The organism is Tessaracoccus luoxuelianae, from assembly GCF_055326245.1.
Genome location: NZ_JBUZNO010000001.1, coordinates 450,330 through 468,977, shown reverse-complemented (window position 1 = coordinate 468,977; position 18,648 = coordinate 450,330). Strand labels below are relative to the sequence as shown.

At 71.3% G+C, this 18,648-nt stretch carries 17 protein-coding genes and 2 pseudogenes; 9 read left to right on the top strand and 10 right to left on the bottom strand.

What is annotated here, in order from left to right; genetic code table 11:
• Positions 1-7 precede the first annotated feature (7 nt).
• Both ACZK39_RS02095 and ACZK39_RS02090 read left to right on the top strand, forming a co-directional pair.
• Complete coding sequence (locus tag ACZK39_RS02095; protein ID WP_459056431.1) at positions 8-724, top strand: class I SAM-dependent methyltransferase; 717 nt, start codon at positions 8-10, stop codon at positions 722-724.
• Positions 721-2,241, top strand: coding sequence for an FAD-dependent oxidoreductase (locus ACZK39_RS02090; protein ID WP_463612383.1), 1,521 nt, complete (start codon positions 721-723; stop codon positions 2,239-2,241). Before ACZK39_RS02095 ends, ACZK39_RS02090 begins: the two co-directional genes overlap by 4 nt.
• A 552-nt stretch (positions 2,242-2,793) precedes the next feature.
• Here ACZK39_RS02090 and ACZK39_RS02085 read toward each other — a convergent pair.
• The 5 genes and pseudogenes from ACZK39_RS02085 to idi form a co-directional block, all read right to left on the bottom strand.
• A complete protein-coding gene (locus ACZK39_RS02085) occupies positions 2,794-3,126 on the bottom strand; it encodes a GIY-YIG nuclease family protein (RefSeq protein WP_463612382.1) in 333 nt (110 codons plus the stop codon).
• Positions 3,127-3,283: 157 nt separating this feature from the next.
• Entirely contained in the window at positions 3,284-4,189 is a 906-nt protein-coding gene (locus ACZK39_RS02080) for a phytoene/squalene synthase family protein (RefSeq protein ID WP_463612381.1), read from the bottom strand.
• Positions 4,186-5,697, bottom strand: coding sequence for a phytoene desaturase family protein (crtI, locus tag ACZK39_RS02075; RefSeq protein ID WP_463612380.1), 1,512 nt, complete (start codon positions 5,695-5,697; stop codon positions 4,186-4,188). The genes ACZK39_RS02080 and crtI overlap by 4 nt, the downstream gene beginning before the upstream one ends.
• Positions 5,694-6,596, bottom strand: a pseudogene (locus ACZK39_RS02070) (polyprenyl synthetase family protein); the annotation flags it as partial. The pseudogene ACZK39_RS02070 and the gene crtI, both read right to left, overlap by 4 nt.
• Before the next feature lie 216 nt (positions 6,597-6,812).
• Positions 6,813-7,355, bottom strand: a pseudogene (gene idi, locus ACZK39_RS02065) (isopentenyl-diphosphate Delta-isomerase); the annotation flags it as partial.
• 128 nt (positions 7,356-7,483) lie between these two features.
• On the opposite strand from idi, the gene ACZK39_RS02060 reads away from it, so the two are divergent.
• Positions 7,484-8,344, top strand: a complete 861-nt coding sequence (locus ACZK39_RS02060; RefSeq protein ID WP_459056437.1) for a MerR family transcriptional regulator — start codon at positions 7,484-7,486, stop codon at positions 8,342-8,344.
• Positions 8,345-8,412: 68 nt separating this feature from the next.
• Here the strand turns inward: ACZK39_RS02060 and sucB are convergent, their stop codons facing one another.
• Together sucB and ACZK39_RS02050 are read right to left on the bottom strand one after the other, a co-directional pair.
• Positions 8,413-10,224, bottom strand: a complete 1,812-nt coding sequence (gene sucB / locus ACZK39_RS02055) for a 2-oxoglutarate dehydrogenase, E2 component, dihydrolipoamide succinyltransferase (protein WP_463612379.1) — start codon at positions 10,222-10,224, stop codon at positions 8,413-8,415.
• A 50-nt stretch (positions 10,225-10,274) separates the two neighbouring features.
• Positions 10,275-11,675, bottom strand: coding sequence for an FAD-dependent oxidoreductase (locus ACZK39_RS02050; protein WP_463612378.1), 1,401 nt, complete (start codon positions 11,673-11,675; stop codon positions 10,275-10,277).
• Positions 11,676-11,810: 135 nt separating this feature from the next.
• Here ACZK39_RS02050 and ACZK39_RS02045 point away from each other — a divergent pair, with 135 nt between their 5' ends.
• Positions 11,811-12,137 carry a hypothetical protein gene (locus ACZK39_RS02045; protein WP_182800088.1) on the top strand — a complete coding sequence of 109 codons (327 nt, stop codon included), beginning with the start codon at positions 11,811-11,813 and terminating at the stop codon, positions 12,135-12,137.
• Between the two features lie 1,007 nt (positions 12,138-13,144).
• Here the strand turns inward: ACZK39_RS02045 and ACZK39_RS02040 are convergent.
• Positions 13,145-14,647, bottom strand: coding sequence for a leucyl aminopeptidase (locus ACZK39_RS02040; RefSeq protein WP_463612377.1), 1,503 nt, complete (start codon positions 14,645-14,647; stop codon positions 13,145-13,147).
• Positions 14,648-14,709: 62 nt separating this feature from the next.
• Between ACZK39_RS02040 and ACZK39_RS02035 the strand changes: the two genes are divergently transcribed.
• Complete coding sequence (locus ACZK39_RS02035) at positions 14,710-15,018, top strand: hypothetical protein (RefSeq protein ID WP_182782520.1); 309 nt, start codon at positions 14,710-14,712, stop codon at positions 15,016-15,018.
• Here the strand turns inward: ACZK39_RS02035 and ACZK39_RS02030 are convergent.
• Complete coding sequence (locus tag ACZK39_RS02030) at positions 14,987-15,193, bottom strand: hypothetical protein (RefSeq protein ID WP_182782521.1); 207 nt, start codon at positions 15,191-15,193, stop codon at positions 14,987-14,989. The two genes, ACZK39_RS02035 and ACZK39_RS02030, sit on opposite strands and share 32 nt — an antisense overlap.
• On the bottom strand, positions 15,193-15,846 hold the full coding sequence (locus ACZK39_RS02025) for a DUF3043 domain-containing protein (RefSeq protein WP_182782522.1): 654 nt from the start codon (positions 15,844-15,846) through the stop codon (positions 15,193-15,195). Before ACZK39_RS02025 ends, ACZK39_RS02030 begins: the two co-directional genes overlap by 1 nt.
• A gap of 149 nt (positions 15,847-15,995) precedes the next feature.
• On the opposite strand from ACZK39_RS02025, the gene ACZK39_RS02020 reads away from it, so the two are divergent.
• From ACZK39_RS02020 to ACZK39_RS02005, 4 genes are all read left to right on the top strand, one after another.
• Positions 15,996-16,820, top strand: a complete 825-nt coding sequence (locus tag ACZK39_RS02020; RefSeq protein ID WP_182800086.1) for a PspA/IM30 family protein — start codon at positions 15,996-15,998, stop codon at positions 16,818-16,820.
• The gene (gene pspAA / locus ACZK39_RS02015; protein ID WP_182782524.1) at positions 16,817-17,152 is read left to right on the top strand and encodes a PspA-associated protein PspAA; all 336 of its coding nucleotides are present in this window, start codon (positions 16,817-16,819) and stop codon (positions 17,150-17,152) included. The genes ACZK39_RS02020 and pspAA overlap by 4 nt, the downstream gene beginning before the upstream one ends.
• The gene (locus ACZK39_RS02010; RefSeq protein ID WP_463612376.1) at positions 17,149-18,042 is read left to right on the top strand and encodes a glycerate kinase; all 894 of its coding nucleotides are present in this window, start codon (positions 17,149-17,151) and stop codon (positions 18,040-18,042) included. The genes pspAA and ACZK39_RS02010 overlap by 4 nt, the downstream gene beginning before the upstream one ends.
• Before the next feature lie 231 nt (positions 18,043-18,273).
• A complete protein-coding gene (locus tag ACZK39_RS02005) occupies positions 18,274-18,618 on the top strand; it encodes a HesB/IscA family protein (protein WP_459056447.1) in 345 nt (114 codons plus the stop codon).
• The last annotated feature ends 30 nt before the right edge of the window (positions 18,619-18,648 follow it).

Here is an 18,648-nt window from a genome sequence, read left to right as displayed (position 1 = left end):
TGGAAGCGTGACCACGACCGAGGCGTTCGACCGCGGCGCAGGGCACTACGACCTCATGGTGGCCCTCAACCCCGGGTACCACCGCGAGCTCAGGCGCGCCGCCACGGCGCTGGTCGAGCGGGTGGGCGGGGATGCCCGGCTGCGGCTGATCGACCTCGCCTGCGGCTCCGGTGCCTCGACGGCGGCGCTGGTGGGTGCCGCCCCCGAGGGCACGGAGATCCTCGGCCTCGACGCGTCCTCGGGGATGCTCGCCGAGGCCGGGCGCAAGCAGTGGCCCGGCGGGGTCAGCTTCGAGCAGGCCGTGGCCGGCACGCTGGACCTCGACGCCGTCGGCGGTGACCGGGACGGCATCCTGACCTGCTACCTCTTCCGCAACGTGCCGCCCATGACGCGTGACCGCGCCGTGACGGAGGTGTTCCAGCTGCTGCGCCCCGGGGGCTGGCTCGTCGTCCAGGAGTACTCGGTGGCCGGCGACGACCGGGCCAGGCGCGTCTGGGACGCGGTGTGCCGGGCCGTCATCATCCCGCTGGGCACCGTCGTGGACCGCGACGTGGACCTCTACCGCTACCTGTGGCGCAGCGTCCGCGACTTCGACTCCGTCGACCGCTTCGCGCACCGGCTCACCAGGGCCGGGTTCGTCGACATCGCGCACCGCACCGCCTCCGGATGGCAGCGCGGCATCCTCCACACGTTCGTCGCCCGCAAGCCCGAGGAGCATGCATGAGCACCACCACCCACCCCGGCCGCGACAAGCGGGCCGTCCGACATCCGGGCCCGCTGGGAGTGTCGCGGGTGGGGGAGCCGAAGTCGGTGGCCGTCGTCGGCGGAGGGATCGCAGGCCTGGCCGCCGCCGCCGGGCTGGCCGAGCGCGGGGTGCAGGTCACGCTCATCGAATCCTCGGACCGCCTCGGTGGGCGGGTGGCGGCATGGCCGCTGGACGACGGTCGCACCATGAGCCGCGGGTTCCACGCGTTCTTCCGGCAGTACTACAACCTGCGCGGGCTGCTGCGGCGCATCGATCCGCAGCTGAACTCGCTCGTGCCGATCGAGGACTACCCGCTGCAGCGCCCGGACGGGATGCGGGACTCCTTCACCGGGCTGGCCACCACGCCGCCGTTCTCCGTGATGCAGTTCGTGTGGCGCAGTCCCGCGTTCAGCGCGCGCACGCTGGCCAAGGTCAACGTGCCCGCGGCCATGGAACTGCTCCGGGTGAAGTTCCCCGAGACCTACTCCGCCTACGACGGCGAGTCCGCCGCGGATTTCCTGGACAGGTTGCGCTTCCCGGAGGCGGCCCGCGACCTGGCCCTGGAGGTGTTTGCCCGGTCGTTCTTCGCCGACCCGTCGCAGTTCGGCGCCGGGGAACTGGTGGCCATGTTCCACACCTACTTCATGGGATCGGCCGAGGGCCTGCTCTTCGACGTGCCCGTCGACGACTACGACACCGCCCTGTGGGCGCCCCTCGGCCGCTACCTCGCGGGTCGCGGGGTGGACATCAGGGTCGGCCAGCACGTTGAGGCGATCGGCATCGGGCAGGGCGCCACCACTGTGGTGATCGACGGGGAGGCGAGCACCTACGACGCCGTCGTCCTCGCCACGGACCCACGCACCAGCCGGGAGCTGATCTCGGACCTGGCCGGCAGCAGTTGGGGGGCGTGGCAGCGACGCGTCGCGGGCACGGTCAACGCGCCGCCGTTCGTTGTGGTGCGGCTGTGGCTGGACACCCCGGTGGACGCCTCGCGCCCGGCGTTCGTCGGCACCTCCGGCTACGGGCCGCTGGACAACGTCTCCGTGCTGGAGCGCTTCGAGAAGGGCGCCGCGGACTGGGCGACGGAGCATCGCGGCTCCGTCGTCGAGCTGCACGCCTACGCCGCGGACCCGGCGGTGGCGTCTGATCCGGGCGCGGCTGAGGGGGTCGCGGCGAGGCTGGAGGAGGAACTGCACCGGATCTTCCCGGAGACGGCCGCGGCCGGCGTTCTGGAGCGCGAGGTGCTGGTGCGCGACGACTGCACGCTGATCGGGCCGGGCAGGTGGGCGGACCGCCCAGGCGTGAGGACGCCGTCGCCGCGGCTGGTGCTGGCGGGCGACTGGGTCCGCTGCCAGTACCCGGTGGCACTGATGGAGCGGGCGGCCACGACAGGCTTCCTGGCGGCCAACGCCCTCCTCGAGGGGTGGGGCGCGGCCGGCCACGACCTGTGGACGGTGCCGATGGAGGGGCTACTGGGCCGCTGGCCCCGCCGCTGACCCACCCTTGGACGAGCCGCACCATCCCGCTGGTTGAGCCGGGCCGAGCCGCACCTTCCCGCTGGTTGAGCCGGGCCGAGCCGCACCTTCCCGCTGGTTGAGCCGGGCCAAGCCGCCCCCTCCGCTGGTTGAGCCGGGCCAAGCTGCACCTTCCCGCTGGTTGAGCCGGGCAAAGCCGCGGAGCGGCGCAGCCCGCGTCGAAACCGACGCAACTCTCCAGCAAGTCCCTGCACCGGGTGCGGTGGGTTCGACGCAGCAGCGGGCGCTTCGCGCCGCGGCTGGGTCAACCAGCGGGATAGTGGCGACCCCTCCCGACGCTGGTTGAGCAGGCCGAACGCGCTCGCCCGTTTGGTTGAGCGGACCGAGCTGCACCCTTCCCGCTGGTTGAGCCGGGCAAAGCCGCGTAGCGGCGCAGCCCGCGTCGACTTGGGTTGAGCCGGGCAAAGCCGCTTAGCGGCGCAGCCCGCGTCGAAACCCGACGCAACCCTCCAGCAAGACCCCAGCACCGGGTCAACGGTGACCCGGCAGCGGTCCGGCAGCCTCTCGGCACCGTCAGTCGGAATCGAGACGTGCGCGCGCCTCATCCGAGATCTCACACGGCTGAGTCTGGCGACCCTTGCGAGCCAAGCCGGGCAAGTCGGCGTACCGACCTTCGACCAGCGCGATCCGCTTTTCCCTCCCCCAACCCTGAATCTTCTTCTCGACGTTGAACGCCTCATCGATTCGCTCGAACTCCTGGGCCCAGACGAGGCGCACGGGTCGGCGGCGGCTGGTATACGTGGCGCCGCGACCCGACATATGTTGCGTGACCCGCTCCCCGAGGTCCCAGGTCGACCCGACGTAGAAACTCCCGTCGGAGCATTGGAGCATGTAGGTGAATGGCATGCACCCATCGTGGCCGCGACACAGCGTCAGGCAAGGGCAAATGCACCCACCTGTGGATAACTTGCGAGTCCGTGCGCCAGGTTCGGGTCGGTTTCGACGCGGGCTGCGCCGCTTCGCGACTTGGCCCGGCTCAACCAGCGGGGAAGGGTCCGAAGGGTCAGTGCGCGGGGGCGAAGCTCACCGAGGGCATCGCCCCCACGACCGCCCTCACCGCGACACTCAACTTCTCCCGGTTCGGCACCCGGATCCGGCCTGAGAACACGTCGTAGTCAGCGGCCTCGATCCGGTCCAGGATCCGGCTGTACAGGACGAGCGCGGTCCCGACGCAGCGCTTGGAGGCCGGCGGCAACATGTCGAGCCCCCGGACCCCTTCGGCGTACAGCTCCCGGTTTCGGGCCACCTGCTCGGCCATCATCGCCCGCCACTGCGGCGTGACGCGGCGGAGCCACGGATCCGCGCCGTGCCTGGCCAGATCCTCCTGAGGCAGGTAGACACGCCCGCGGTCCAGGTCCTCGTTGATGTCGCGCAGAAAGTTGGTGAGCTGGAACGCCTGCCCCAGCGCCCGCGCCGGCCCCATCGCCTCCGGGGTGAGGGGCTCGAGCACCGGCAGCATCATCTCGCCGATCACCGCGGCCGAGCCCTCCATGTACCCGTCGCGCAGGTCCTCCCACGTTTCCCACGTGTCCTGGGTGAAGTCCGAGGCCATTGCGTCGAAGAACCGTTCGAAGCACTCCGGATCGGTTCCCCGCCGGTTGATGCTCTCGACGATGGCCGCCATCACCGGCTGCTCGGCAGTTCCGCGGGCCAGGGAGTCGAAGAACGTGGCGCGGAACGCTGCGAGCCGCTCCTGGGGGGTCCCGTCGCGCGGCACCGCGGCGTCGTCGGCCTGCACCTTGTCCGGCTCGTCGACGATGTCATCGGCCAGCCGGCACAGCGCGTAGACGCTGTACACGTCCTTGCGCTGGGACTTCGGCAGCAGCAGCGCACCCCAGTAGTAGGTGGTGCCGTACTCCCGGGTGAGCTCGGCGCACCGCCGGTAGCCGGCGTCCAGGGATGCGTTCACCGCCCCATCTCCGCGACCCTCTTCGCCGCCAGCTTCCCTGACACCAGCACCATCGGGATGCCGACGCCCGGGGTGGTGCCGGACCCGGCGAACACCAGGCCCGGGACGCGACGATCCACGTTCTTCGGGCGGAACGGGCCGGTCTGGGGGAAGGTGTGGGCCAGCGCGAACGGGGTGCCCGCCGCCATGCCCTGGCGCTCCCAGTCCACCGGGGTGACGAGCTCCTCGGTGACGATGTCGGTGGGGTAGCCCATCGTCTCGAGCGAGCCGAGCATCCGCTCCCGCAGGCGGGGTCCCTCGACGTCCCAGTCCAGGCGCCCCACCTTGAGGTTGGGCACGGGCTCCAGGTAGTAGAGGACGTGGCACCCCTCGGGAGCTGCAGCCGGGTCGTCGATCGACGGCACGGACAGGAACCGCGACGGGTCCGTCATTGCCGTCCCGCCGTCGAGCAACTCCCGGAAGGACTCGTCCCACGCCTTGCCGAAGTAGATGTTGTGGTGCCCCACGCCGTCGGGCAGAGTGCCGCGGACGCCCACGTGCCACACCAGCGCGCTGGGGGAGTACCGGCCGTTGCGTGCCACCCGCGGCGCACGCACGTCGGGTAGTAGGCGCTCGTAGGCGACGGGGAGATCCACCGTCACCACGACGGCGTCGGCCGCCAGGACCTCGCCGCCCGGAAGGCGCACACCTGCCGCTGAGCCGTCGGCGCGCCGCTCCACCCGCTCCACGGGGGTGGAGTAGCGGAACTCGACGCCAGCGTCTGCGGCCGCCGCAGCCATGGCGCGCGGGACGGCGTGCATGCCGCCCTCCGGGAAGAAGACGCCCTCGATGGAGTCCATGTAGGTGATCACGGCGTAGAGCGCCAGCGCCTGGGCGGGTGCCAGGCCCGCGTACATGGCCTGGAAGCTGAACATCCGATGGAGGCGCTCGTCGTCGAACCGTCGAGCGACGGCCGGGCCCAGCCGGCCGAACCCGCCCAGCCGGATCAGCTCAAGCGCGGCCATCGGAGACCGGAACAGGCTCAGGGGGGAGTTGAAGTTGGCGTCGATGAAATGCGGGAGTTCCACATCATTGAGCCGCTTGAGCCACACCACGAACTTGTCGAACGCGGCCGCGTCCTTCGCGCCGCTGTGCGCGGCGATCTCGGCGCGCATGGCCTCGTGGCCGGCGCGCACGAGCAGGGTGGAGCCGTCTGCGAAGTGCGCGTGGTAGGCGGGATCGAGTTGCTTGAGGGTGACGTAGTCCGGCACCCGCTTCCCGACGGCGCTGAACGCCTCCTGGAGCAGGGAGACCATGGTGAAGACCTTGGGACCGGTGTCGAACGTGAAGCCGTCCTTCTCCAGCAGGCCGTTGCGGCCGCCGGGAATGGCCTCGCGCTCCAGCACGGTGACGCGGTAGCCGTCGCCGGCCAGGTGCATCGCGGCGGCAAGGCCGGAGAGCCCCGCCCCCACCACGGCCACGTGGCGCTGCGCGCCGGACTTCCCCGGGATCCGTCGTCCGCGGCTCATGACTGCCTCCAGGCGAGCGAGCCGGCGGCTTCGCGCAGACCGGCCACGCCGGCCGCCACGAGTGGGGGCATCTCCAGGCAGGCCAGCCCGTCGTCGACGGCCGCGGCGATCATTGCTTCGAGCTCGTCGGCCACGCCCGCGGCGCGGATGGCGTCGGCGAGATGGTCGACGTCCTCTCGGGCCAGGTCGGGGGTGCCGAGGCGGCTGAGGAGGTGGGCGTCGGGGCCGCTGAGGCGGTCCTCGGCGAGGGAGAGGAGCACGGTTGCCTTCGCTTCCAGGAGGTCGTCCCCGGCGGGTTTGCCGGTGATGTCTGGGTCTCCCCAGACACCGAGGTATTCGTCGCGGAGCGCGAACGCGCGGCCGAGATGGTCGCCGCACTCCATGAGGGTGGCGACGACGGCGGGATTGGCGCCGGCGGCGGTGGCCCCGATCTGGAGGGGCCTGGCCACGGTGTAGCGGCCGGTCTTGGCGCGGGCGATGTGCTCGGCGTGGGCACGGTCGCGGCGGGCCGCTGCGGCGCCGGTGAGGTCCGCGCGCTGCCCGGCGATGAGCTCGACCGACAGCGCGTACCAGACCTCGCGCAGGGGCTGCGGGAGGCCGTCGACGAGTCTGTCGGAGATGGTGTGGGCCAGGTCGCCCAGGAGGATCGCCATGTTGCGGCCGAAGACCTCCGCGTCGCCGGAGGCACCGGCCGCGCGGTGCCAGCCCGCCGAGGCCACGTGGGCCGACGGGCGCCCGCGTCGGGAGTCCGATTCGTCCATCACGTCGTCGTGGATGAGCGCGAAGAGATGCAGGGTCTCAAGGGCGGAGGCGGAGCGGATGAGGTTGCGGTACCCGGAGGAGCCGTGGGTCCCGCCGGTGGCGATGAACCCCCAGTAGGCCAGGGCCACGCGCAGCCGCTTGCCGTGGCCCACCAGCAGGCCGCCGAGCCAGCGTGGCAGGTCCGCCTCGAGCACGTCGAGGCCGAGGTCTCCGGCGTAGCTCTGCCACTCGACGGTGAGGGTGTTGACCTCCGCCGCGAGGAGGGCGTCGACGTCCGCGATGGCCGCGCCGACGTCGATGGTGGGCGGCGCGGGCCGCCACACGGCATCGGGGTGCGCCGAGGCGATCTGGGGTACCTGCAGGGCGGCCCAGGGGCTGTAGACGTGAGGTGTCGCGGTGATGGCCGCGGACAGGTTCTCCCAGGGCACCCAGGCCCACTCGGAGACCTCGTCGGGGTTGGCGATGGGCTGCTCGTCGGGCACGAAGGCCGCGAAGACGGGGCAGATCTCGTTCTCCACGATCCCCGAGGCGTCGACGGCGCGGTAGCGGAAGTCCGGAAGGAGGCTGACGAGGGGGCCGACGTTGAGGCCCAGCTCCTCGCGGATCCGGCGCCGGGCCGCGTCCTCGAGGGACTCGCCGGGCTTGGGGTGCCCGCAGCACGAGTTCGTCCACACGCCCGGCCAGGTCTTCTTGGCCAGGGCGCGGCGGGTGACGAGCACCTCGCCATGGGCGTTGAACACGTAGGTGGAGAAGGCCAGGTGGAGCGGCGTGGTGGTGGAGTGCACCTGCATGCGGTCGGCGCGGCCGATGGGCATGCCGTCCTCGTCGAGCAGGACCACGTCGTCGCGCTGGGCCGTGCGGCCTCGCGGTCTGGATGAGCTCGTGTCAGCGATCATGAGTGTCCAATGTTTGTTCAATCTTTCGCACGACGATAGCGAAAACGGCACCCGGATGCAACGCATTGCAGAAGGTTTGTTCAACCTTTGGTACGGTGTGCATCAGACTGGCCTGGAGGGACGTGCGAATGTACACAGTCAAGCAGGTGGCCGCGCTCACTGGAGTGGCTGAGGCCACCTTGAGGGTGTGGGAACGCCGCTACGACGTGGTGCGCCCATCGCGCACGCCCGGCGGGTACCGGCTCTACGACGACTCACAGGTGGGGGCGCTCCGGGAGATGGCCTCGCTCGTCGAGGCGGGCGTGCCGGCATCGCGGGCGGCCGAGGCGGTGCGAGGGCTGCCGGGCGCCGGGGACTCCCCGGTTTCGGGCCGTCCGGGACCCGAGGCGTTCGTCGCGGCCGCGGCGTCGCTGGAGCCGGCTCAACTCGACGACGTGCTGCGGCGCGCGTTCGCCAGCGGACCATTCGAGGAGGTGGCCGACGGCTGGATCCTGCCGCAGCTGGCCCGGATCGGTGACGCCTGGGAGAGCGGCGAGCTGTCCGTGGCGCAGGAGCACTTCGCCAGCGCCGGCCTGATGCGGGCGATCTCGGCCGAGTTCGACGCCGCGCCGGCCGTCACTGGCGGCCCGACGGTGCTCGTCGGGCTTCCCGCTGGGGACCGGCACCAGTTGGCGCTGCTCACGTTCGCCACCTGCCTGCGTCGTCGCGGCGTCAACGTGGTCTACCTGGGCTCCGACATCCCGGTGGAGGAGTGGGTCCGGGCGGCCGACGGTCGCCGCGCGCGGGCCGCGGTGATCGGGGTGACCTCGGAGCGCTCCGTCGAGCCCGCGCAGGCGGTGGTGAATCAGCTGGCCGCGGTGTCGCCGCCTCTGTCGGTGTGGGTGGGCGGGTCCCACCGGACCTCCGTCTCCGGGGTGCACCAGCTGCCCGACGCGGTGGCCGAGGCGGCATCGATCCTCCACATCAGCCTCGCGGCCGGACGCATCTAGCGTCCCCCGGACGACGAAGGGGCGCCACCCCGAAGGATGGCGCCCCTTCGTCGTTGATCGGTGGTGGCTCAGAGGCCGAACTCGCCCCCGAAGTCGCCCTCTTCGAGGCGCGACTTGACAGTGGAGAGGAACCTGGCCGCGACCGCGCCGTCGATGAGACGGTGGTCGTAGCTGAGCGACAGGTACATCATGTGCCGCACCGAGATGGACTCGTTGCCGAAGCGGTCCTCGACCACGACCGGGCGCTTGACGAGCGCGCCGGTGCCGAGGATGGCCGCCTGCGGCTGGTTGATGATGGGCGTGTCGAACAGGGTGCCCGCCGAGCCGTAGTTGGTGATGGTGAACGTGCCACCCGACAGCTCGTCCGGGGTGACCTTGCTGGCGCGCGTGCGGGCCGCGAGGTCCGCGATCTTCTTCGCCAGGCCGGTGAGGTTGAGGTCTCCCGCATCCTTGATGACGGGCACCAGGAGGCCCTTCTCGGTGTCCACCGCGAGCCCGATGTGCTCGCCGTCGGCGTAGGTGACGGTGCCGGCCTCCGTGTCGATGGTGGCGTTGACGATCGGGTACTGCTTGAGGGCCTCGACGGCGGCCATCGTGATGAACGGAAGGTAGGACAGCGATGCGCCCTCGCGCTTCTTGAAATCGTCCTTGACCTGGGTCCGGATGTGGCTGACGGCCGTGACGTCCACCTCGACGGTGGCGGTGAGCTGGGCCGAGACCTGGAGCGACTCCACCATCCGCGCCGCGATCGTCTTGCGCAGCCGCGACAGCTTCTCCGTGGTGCCGCGCACCTGAGCGGTGGGCGCCGAGGCCTTCGGGGCGGCGGCTGCCGGAGCAGCGGCCTTCGGGGCCTCGGGGGCCGGAGCGGGGGCGGCCTTCGCCGCCTCGGCCGCGGCCTTGGCTGCCTCAGCCGCCTCGATCACGTCCTGCTTGCGGATGCGGCCACCGACGCCGGTGCCCTTGACGCTGGACAGCTCCACGCCGTGTTCCTTCGCGAGCTTGCGCACCAGCGGCGTGACGTAGGTGCCGTCGGCTGATGCCTCTTCGGCGCGCCGTGCCACGGCGGCCTCGACGGCGGGTGAGTGCTCTTGCTTCGGAGCGGCCGGAGCGGGCTCAGCCTTCGGCGCCGGAGCGAGCTCAGCCTTGGCCGCTGGTTCGGCCTGGGGCGCGGGGGCGGGCTTGGGTTCGGGCTTCGCTGCGGGCGCGGGCTTCGGCTCGGGCTTCGGCTCCGGGGCGGCGGTGGCTTCGCCGACGATCGCCAGGACGGCACCCACCTCGGCCACATCGTCTTCCTTGAAGCGGATCTCCAGCAGGGTCCCGGCGACGGGGCTGGGAATCTCAGTGTCCACCTTGTCCGTGCTGACCTCGAGGAGCGGCTCGTCGGCCTCGACGGTCTCGCCCACTTCCTTCAACCACCGCGACACCGTGCCTTCGGTGACCGACTCGCCCAGTGCGGGAAGGGTCACCTCGACGCCGGCGGACGAAGCTGCGGCCGACGGCTCGCTGGCAGGAGCGGCAGGTGCTTCCTCAGCTTCCTGCGCCTCGACGGGCTCCTCCTCGGCGCTCTCCTCGGCTGGCTCAGGCTCAGGCTCGGGTTCGGCGGCTTCCTCGGCGGGAGCGGCGGTGGCCTCGCCCGCGTCGTCGGCGTCACCGACGACGCAGAGGACTGCACCGACCTCCGCGACGTCGTCCTCCTGGAAGCGGATCTCGAGCAGGGTGCCTGCGATGGGGCTGGGGATCTCAGTGTCGACCTTGTCGGTGGAGACCTCGAGCAGTGGTTCGTCGACTTCGACGGTGTCTCCGACTGCCTTCAACCAGCGGGAAATGGTGCCTTCCGTGACGGATTCGCCCAGCGCCGGGAGAGTTACTTCGGTTGACATGTGAGATGGCTCCTTTGCATACCGCGATTTGCCCCCAGCCTATATGCGATTCAGGCGTGCATGTGCAGTGCCCGGCCGGCCAACGCCCAGTTCGCTTCGGCGATCGCCTCGCTGAGGGTCGGGTGCGGGTGCACGATGCCGGCGAGGTCCTCGGGAGTGGCGTTCCAGCCCACCAGGAGGCTTCCTTCGGCGATCAGCTCGGCCACGTCCTCGCCCACCGCGTGCATGCCGACAATGGCGCCGCCCGATCGTCGCACCAACCGCACCACCCCGGTCTCGCGCTCCCCGGGTGCACGCAGGATCTGGGCGCGGCCGTTGCCGGTGAGGTGGTAGTCGACGACGTCGGCCTCGGGCCCGGCCTCCGCCGCGGTGAGGCCCACCGAGGCCAGCTGGGGGCTGGAGTAGGTGACGCGGGGGATGTCGGTGTCGCGGGGCAGCACCGGCCGCTCGTGGTGCCTGCCCTGCAGATGCGCGATCCGCTCCGCCAGGAAGATCCCGTGCGCGTAGCCGCGGTGCGCCAGTTGGGGCCCCGCTACCACGTCGCCCGCCGCGAACACGCCCTTGACGCGGGTCTGGAGGTGCTCGTCGACGACGAGGTGCCCGCCCGGGCCGATCTCCACGCCCGACTCGGCCAGCCCCATGCCGTCGGTGGCGGGGCGCCGCCCCACGGCCACGAGGAGCAGCTCCGTGTGGAGGGTCTCGCCGCCGATCCGCACCGCCACCCCGTCGTCGGTGGCCTCGGCCGAGTCGACGGCGACGCCCAGCCGCACGTCCACCCCGCGACCCTTGAGCGCACGGGCCAGGATCCGCGCATGCCCCGGCTCCTCGGCGGGCAGCAGCCGGTCCATGGCCTCGACGAGGGTCACCGCGACCCCCAGGTCTGCCCACAGCGACGCGAACTCCACCCCTATCACGCCACCGCCGAGCACGACGGCCCGCTCGGGGAGGGACTCCAGGCGGAGCGCGTGGTCGCTGGTGAGAATGCGCACCCCGTCGACCGCGAGGCCGAGCGTCACGGGCGCGGCCCCCGTCGCCACGACGACGGCGCGGGCACGGTGCACGATGGCGCCGGTCTCGATGCCCGGGCCGCGGTCGTCGACCGTCAGCGTGCCGCGCTCGCGGATGACGGTGATGCCGCGCTGGGAGATCAGCGACTCCAGGCCGCGGTGGAGGCCCCCGACGACGCCGTCGGCGTAGCGCCGGATCCCTCCCGCGTCCGTCTCGCCGAGCGTGGCGCCGATCCCGAACGACGGCGCCTTGGCCACCGTCCGCCTCACCTTGGCCGCCTGCAGCCATGCCTTGGTGGGGATGCAGCCGCGGTGGAGGCAGGTGCCGCCGAGGGCGGTGTCGTCGACGAGGGCCACCCGTAGCCCGAGCTGGGCGGCGCGCAGGGCGCAGGCGTAGCCGGCTGAGCCGGCGCCGAGGATGGCCACGTCAAAGGGGTCGCTCATGCGGCCCAGTCTTCCATGGCGCCTCAGCGCTGGTGGTGGACTTCGACGGCGCTCGCGGTGGCCGTCCGGGCGTCGGAGAGGCGCCGCGGCGGACCGCGGGGACCGGCGGTTTCGTCGACTCGGCATAATTGGCCCGTGGGTTGGTTTCGACGGCGACGGCGCGAGGCACAGGTGGCACGGGAGGATCGCCAGGTGCCGGATGCTCTGCGCGATCACCTGACCCACTTCGTCGCCACCCGCCGAGGCGTGGAGGCATGGGTGGAGCAGCCCACGTCGTTCAACAAGCCGTCGCTGCTGCTCGTGGCGGCCGACGGCGAGTCCACCCGTCGCGGCTTGCCGAGCGCGGCCTACGGCTACGAGTTCGCGGCCCGCTGCAACATCCCGTGCTACGACGCCGGCGTGGTCCCGTACCCGAAGCGGATGCGCGAGTACGGCCTCCGCGCGAAGCGCGCCCGCCAGTAACCTCGTCCCGAGCCGTTGGCCTCCCCCCGCGGGCTGAGGTGCCGCGGAGCGGCCTCGGAGCCTAAGGAAAGTGAGCTGGCAAGGGACTTGGCCCATCTTGCCTACAGGACCTGTGGTCGGGTTGGCGACGTGTGGTGGGGGTCGGGCCGCCCATGATGCCGGCGGTGGTCTGAGTTGCTGTGGTCGGGTTGGCGGCGTGTGGTGGGGGCCGGGCCGCCCATGATGCCGGCGGCGGCGCTTCGCGCTGCCGCGACCGTCATCAACGCCCACCCAACCTGCCCCGGCCCCCACCACCCGCCGCCCCGCGGCCGCCTGTCCTGAGTTCGGCCGCCGGCGCTGTAGAGCGGGCGGCCAGACTTACCGCAGGCGCCCAGCCCCCACCACCCGCCGCCCCGCTGTCCTGTCTCGTCGCCTGGCTTATGTCTCGTCGCCTGGCTTGCGTCTCGACGCCTGCTCTAGATCGCAGGCGCTCCGCGGCCGCCTGTCCTGAGTTCGGCCGCCGGCGCTGTAGCGCGGGCGGCCAGACTTACCGCAGGCGCCACAGGGCCGGCCGCCCTCAGACGAGCCGCCGCGAGATGTGCGCGAGGTGTGCGCGGGGGTGGCAGGGCGGATCGTGAGATGTGCGCGAGGGTGGGGGACGGCAGGGCGGCTGCGCGTCGGGCTGCCCAGCCCGAGGATCACTCAACTGGCGTCCCGCTTGGGCACACCTATGCCAGGGCCGCCCTGCGGGCACACGCCCTGACCCGACCATGCCACCGGGAAACAAAGTGCAGGGAGGTGGGAGTCGAGGCCCGGGCGGCCTCGATCACCCGGGTAATGACCAGACCGCAGCAGCAGCCAGACCGTGGATAACGGCCGCCCGGGCCTCGACTCCCACCTCCCTGCACCGTCGACGGTGTAAGGAGTGGATAACGGCCGCCCGGGCCTTGAGTCACGCCTCTCGGCACCGACAACGGGGACCGGGCAAAGGGGACCGGGCAACGGGGACCGGGGCACCCCTCAACCGGTCAGGCCGACAGCAACCCCGCCAGCGACACCAACGTCCGCACACCCGCACCCGTTCCGCCCTTGGGCACGTAGCCGTACGCCGCGTCCGGGTTCTCCGCCGGGCCCGCGATGTCCAGGTGCGCCCACGCCACGCCGTCGGGCACGAAGCGCTCCAGGAACGCCGCCGCCACCAGCGCGCCGCCCCAGCGGTGCCCGGCGCCGGACTTCATGTCCGCGACCGTGGACTTCAGCTGCTCCCGCGTGTGCTCCGTGATGGGCAGCTCCCAGAAATCTTCGCCGGCGGCCTCCGCCGCGTCCAGCAGCAGGTCCGAGGTGGCCTCCCCATTGGTGAGCAGCCCACCGGTGCGCATCCCGAGCGCGACCATGCAGGCGCCCGTGAGGGTGGCGACGTCGACGATGAGGTCGGGCTTGTCCAGGCCGGCGCGGGCGATGGCGTCGGCCATCACGAGGCGGCCCTCGGCGTCGGTGTTGAAATTCTCCACCGTCTGGCCGTCGAACATGGTGAGCACGTCGCTCGATCGGTACGCGCTGCCGGAGGGCATGTTCTCCGCCAGCGCGGCGTAGGCGGTCACCTTGATCTTGAGGCCCAGGGCGGCGATGGCGCGAGTCGCCGCGACAACCGCGCCCGCCCCGGACATGTCGAACTTCATGCCGGCCATCTGTCCGGCGGGCTTGATGTCCAGGCCGCCCGAGTCGAACGTGATGCCCTTGCCCACCAGTGCCAGGTGGGTCTCGGCGCCCCGCGGCGCGTAGCTCAACCGCACCAGCCTGGGCCCGCGCGCGGAGCCGCCGCCGACCGCCATGATGCCGCCGTAGCCGCCGCGCTCCAGGGCCTTGTCGTCGAGGATGTCGACGGTGATCCGCTCGTCGCGCACGTGGACCCGCGCAGCCTCGGCGAACGTCTCGGGGTAGAGCAGGTTGGGGGGCGTGTTGCCCCAGTCGCGGGCCTGGCAGACGGCGTCGGCGGTGGTCTTGGCGCGCGTGACGGCGTCCTTCTGTTCGGCGCCGAGCAGCGACGACACCAGCGACACCGAGCCCACCGCCGCGACCTTTGACGTGGCCGTGATCGGCTGGAACGCGTAGGCCCCCAGCAGCGCGCCTTCGCCGGCGGCGCGCAGCAGCTCGGGGTCGGTCAGCTCCAGCGACACCGCCACGTCCAGCCCCTGAGCCTCGGGGAGCTCGGCGATCTTCCGCAGGGCGGTGCCCACCGCCAGCCGCACCCCGGCGGGGGTGACGTCCGCGTCGCCGAGGCCGACCACCGCGAGGCGGGCGCCGTCGACGACGGGGAGGAAGGTCACCTCTTCACGCTTGGCGGAGGCGCCGAGCGCCGCGGCCAGATCGGCCACGCCGCGACCGTAGATCTTCGAGCACGCCTTGTCGAGGTCTCCGACGAGGCCGACGAGGGCCTGGCCGGCCTGGTTGATGGTCACCAGGCCGAGCACGACGACGTCGACGCCCTTCGGGAGGGACTTGGTCAGGGTCAGGTTTGGGTTCCGGCTCACCCGCGCAAGCCTACCGACATGGGAGTTGGGGCGGTCCGCATCCCGCGGGTACCTTTGCGCCCATGATCAAGCGGGTGGGCCTGTGGGCGTTCGTCGTGGCGGGCCTGGCCGTGGCCGCGTGGGGTGTGGTGTCGTGGGCGGCGCCGTCGACGTCCTGCCGCGGCATCGAGATGGGGCCCGGCGACGTCTGCGAGTACTCCAGCCTCACCAACGAGCGGGGCGGCAAGGTGCAGCGCTACGAGGACCGGATTGCGGTGGCCAGGCAGCAGGCCCCGTTCGCGGTGGCGGCGGGCCTGGGCATGGTGGCCTTCGGGGTGGTGGTGGCGCGTCAGCAGCGGGTCACGGATGCAGCGACATCGGACCGTAGATGAGGCGGTCCTCCTCGTAGAGGCTGACCTCCGCGACACCCTGCTCCAGCAGGTCGCCGTAGAAGACGCCGAGCCACTCCTCGGCTGCGGCCTGATCCTCGAAGCGGTGCAGCAGCCCGACAGCCTCCAAATCCGCGAGGGAGAAGGCGCCGGTCTCCGGCTTCCAGTGGTAGCTCATCAGATGGGGTCGCCACGGTTGATGCGGGGCGACGGCTGGCGGAAGCGCCGGATCATCAGCGAGCGGTTGAACATGTAGACGAGCAGGCCCCTGGTGGGGGCGTCGGGGTGGCGCTCGGCGAGCAGCTTCTTGAAGCCGCGCCACATGATTCCGACGTTGATGATGACGAGGCCGAGCAGCACCCACAGGCTCATCGAGATCCAGCTGGACAGCACGACGTTGTTCATGGTGACCATCACGGCGGCCATGACGAGGATCATGGCGGGCAGCATGAACTCCGCGACAGTCCAGCGGGTGTCGACGTAGTCGCGCACCAGTTGGCGCTCGGGGGACTTCTCCACACGCTCCCAGGCCTCGTTGCGGGCGCGGGCCTTCGAGTTGGCGTCGGCCTTGCGCTGCTGCTTCGGGGTGAGGGTGGGGTGCAGGCGCTCCATCCGGGCGGCCTCGGCGGCGCGACGCGTGGGCGTGGCGCCTTCCTTCTTGCGCACCGCCTGCTTCGGCGCGGCTGCCGGGGTGCCCTGCTCGACGGCGGGCGCGGGGGCGGCGCCGGAGGAATTCTTCGCGGCCGCCTTCTCCCCCTTGGGGGTCAGCGTCGAGATGTGATCTGCTGAGCTGGTCTTCTGCGAGCGCTCGTAGGGGCGGAACAGTGCCACGGTGCTGGTGTCCTTGCGCGAGGGGCGGGTACGGCTGCCCATTCTACCCGAGGCGCCTCAGGGTTGATTCAGGGGAGCGATCCACTCCAGGCGGACCGGCGCCGCGCTACCGTGGAGGCGCACATTGCACTTCCGTGGAAGGACACCCCGTGGCCAGCATTTTTGAGCGCATCGCTCTGGTCTTCAAGTCCAAGGCCAACAAGACCCTGGACAAGTACGAAGATCCCCGTGAAACCCTCGATTACTCGTACCAGAAGCAGTTGGAGCTGCTGCAGAACGTGCGCCGCGGCGTCGCGGATGTGGCCACCAGTCGCAAGCGCGTGGAGCTGCAGGCCACGAAGATGAGCCAGGAGGTGGCGCGGCTGCAGGCGGCGGCGGCGCGCGCCCTGGAGGCCAACCGTGAGGACCTCGCCCGCGAGGCGCTGACCCGCAAGGCCGGCCTGCAGACGCAGCTCGATGACCTGCAGACCCAGCACGCCCAGCTTCAGGGCGAGGAGGAGAAGCTGGTGCGCGCCAGCTCCCGCCTGCAGGCGAAGGTGGACGCGTTCCGCACCCGCAAGGAGACCATCAAGGCCACCTACTCGGCCGCGGAGGCGCAGACCCGCATCAACGAGGCGTTCACCGGCATCTCCGAGGAGATGAGTGACGTCGGCCTCGCGATTCAGCGGGCCGAGGACAAGACCCTGCAGCTGCAGGCGCGGGCCTCCGCCGTCGACGAGCTGCTCGCCTCCGGCGCGCTCGAGGACCCCAGCGGCATGTACAAGGACGACATCACCCGCGAGCTGGACGCGCTGGCCTCTGACTCCGTCGTCGAGGACGAGCTCGCCGCCTTGAAGGCTCAGCTGACCGGCGCCCCGGCGCCGCGCGCGGAGATCTCGGCGCCGGCCAACGGTACGACGGCCTCGCCCGCGACCCCTGTGGAAGCGCAGCAGCCCGCCGCGCAGCCGGCACCCGGCCAGGAGTCGCAGGCATGATCGTGCGGATCATGGGCCAGGGTCAGTGGGTCCTGGAGCCTGAGCATCTGATGGAGCTCAACGAGTTGGACCGCGCGCTGGAGGATCGGGTGGCGGCGGGCGACGAGCCCGGCATGCTCGAGGCCTTGAAGGGCCTCGTCGAGGGTGTGCGCGCCCGGGGCATCGAGGTTCCCGAGGACGTCCTGGCGGAGTCGGATCTGGTGCTGCCGGACGTGGATGTCACCCTTGAGGAGATGCGCGAGCTGCTGGAGGAGATCAGCGAGTACTACGGGCTGATCCCGGACGCCGACGATGAGCTGAGCGAGTCGGACCCGGAGTCGACGGAGCTTTGAGAGTCGTTGTTGCCTCGGACGCCCTGGCCGGGCTCAGCGCGGCCGGGGCGTCCGAACTCATCGCCGGGGCGTTCATGGAGCGTGGCGCTCAGGTGGTCGTCGTCCCACTGGGCGTGGAGGGCGAGGCATTGGCCGCGGCGGTCGCGGTGGCGGCGCCAGCGGCCACCCTGGCGTCGCCGGTGGACGCCGTCGAGCTGGGTCGGTTCCTTGCCGAGGCCGACGGCGACCTCGTGGTGGATCTCACCGGCTGCCGGGTCGACGACCTGGCCCGGGAGGCGCTGGACGCGTTCGATGCGCAGCCTGTCGCGGCGTTGAAGGTCGCGGGGGAGGCGTGGGAGGGTCGTCGGCTCGTGGCGCTCGTCCCCGAGGGCCAGCCCGAGCGGCCGCTGACCGGCCTGACGGGGATGGCGGCGACGGAGGGGCGTGAGCGCGGCGCTGACCTCGCGGCGGTGCTCGCGGCGGATTCCGTGTCCGGGCGCTGGGCCGCTCATCTGGGGCTGGTCCCCGGGCCGGGGGCCGGGGCCGCCGGGGGAGCGGGGCTGTTGATCCAGGCCATGGGCGGGGTGGTGACGGACCCGCTGACGTTCCTCGAGGAGAGCTACGGGCTCGCTGGCACCCTGGGGCAGGCCGATGTGGTGGTGACGGGGGCCGAGTCCCTGGACTTCCACGCCGTCGGCGGGCCCGTGGTGAAGCGGGTGGTGTCGATGGCGGGTGAGGCGTTGCGGCCGGTGATCGCGGTGGTGGGCCGCAACTTCGTGTCCGCCAGAGAGCTGCGCCTGGCGGGGCTGGAGTCCGCCTACCCCCTGCTTCCGGGCGCGGGCGACGAACCGTCGACGCCTGAGCAGTTGGCCGAGGTGGCCGCGAAGGTGGCCGCCACCTGGTCGTGGTGAAGATCTCCTACGCCCTCCGCGGTTCCGCTCCCGCTGGCTGAGGTGCCGCGCAGCGGCCTCGAAGCCTCAGGAACCTATGCTCTCGGCGATACCCCTCCCGCTGGCTGAGGTGCCGCGCAGCGGCCTCGAAGCCTCAGAAACCTACGCCCTCCGCGATACGGGGATGGGGTTTCCTTCAGAAGCGGCGTAGAATCGTGACACCACACGTACTTACAACATTTGGAGTCAAGCGTGACCGATACCCAGATCCAGACCGGCGTCGTCCTCACCGACGTGGCCGTGCAGAAGGTGCGCGCCCTGCTGGACGCCGAGGGCCGCGACGACCTGTCGCTGCGCATCGCGGTGCAGCCCGGAGGCTGCTCCGGCCTGCGCTACCAGCTCTACTTCGACGACCGTCAGCTCGACGGTGACGTCGCGACCAACTACGACGGCGTGGTCGTCGTCACGGACAAGATGAGCTCCCCTTACCTGGGCGGCGCCAGCATCGATTTCGTGGACACCATCGAGAAGCAGGGCTTCACCATCGACAACCCCAACGCGGGAGGGTCATGCGCCTGTGGAGACTCCTTCCACTGAGTTTCGCCTGAAACTTCCTATGCTAGGCCA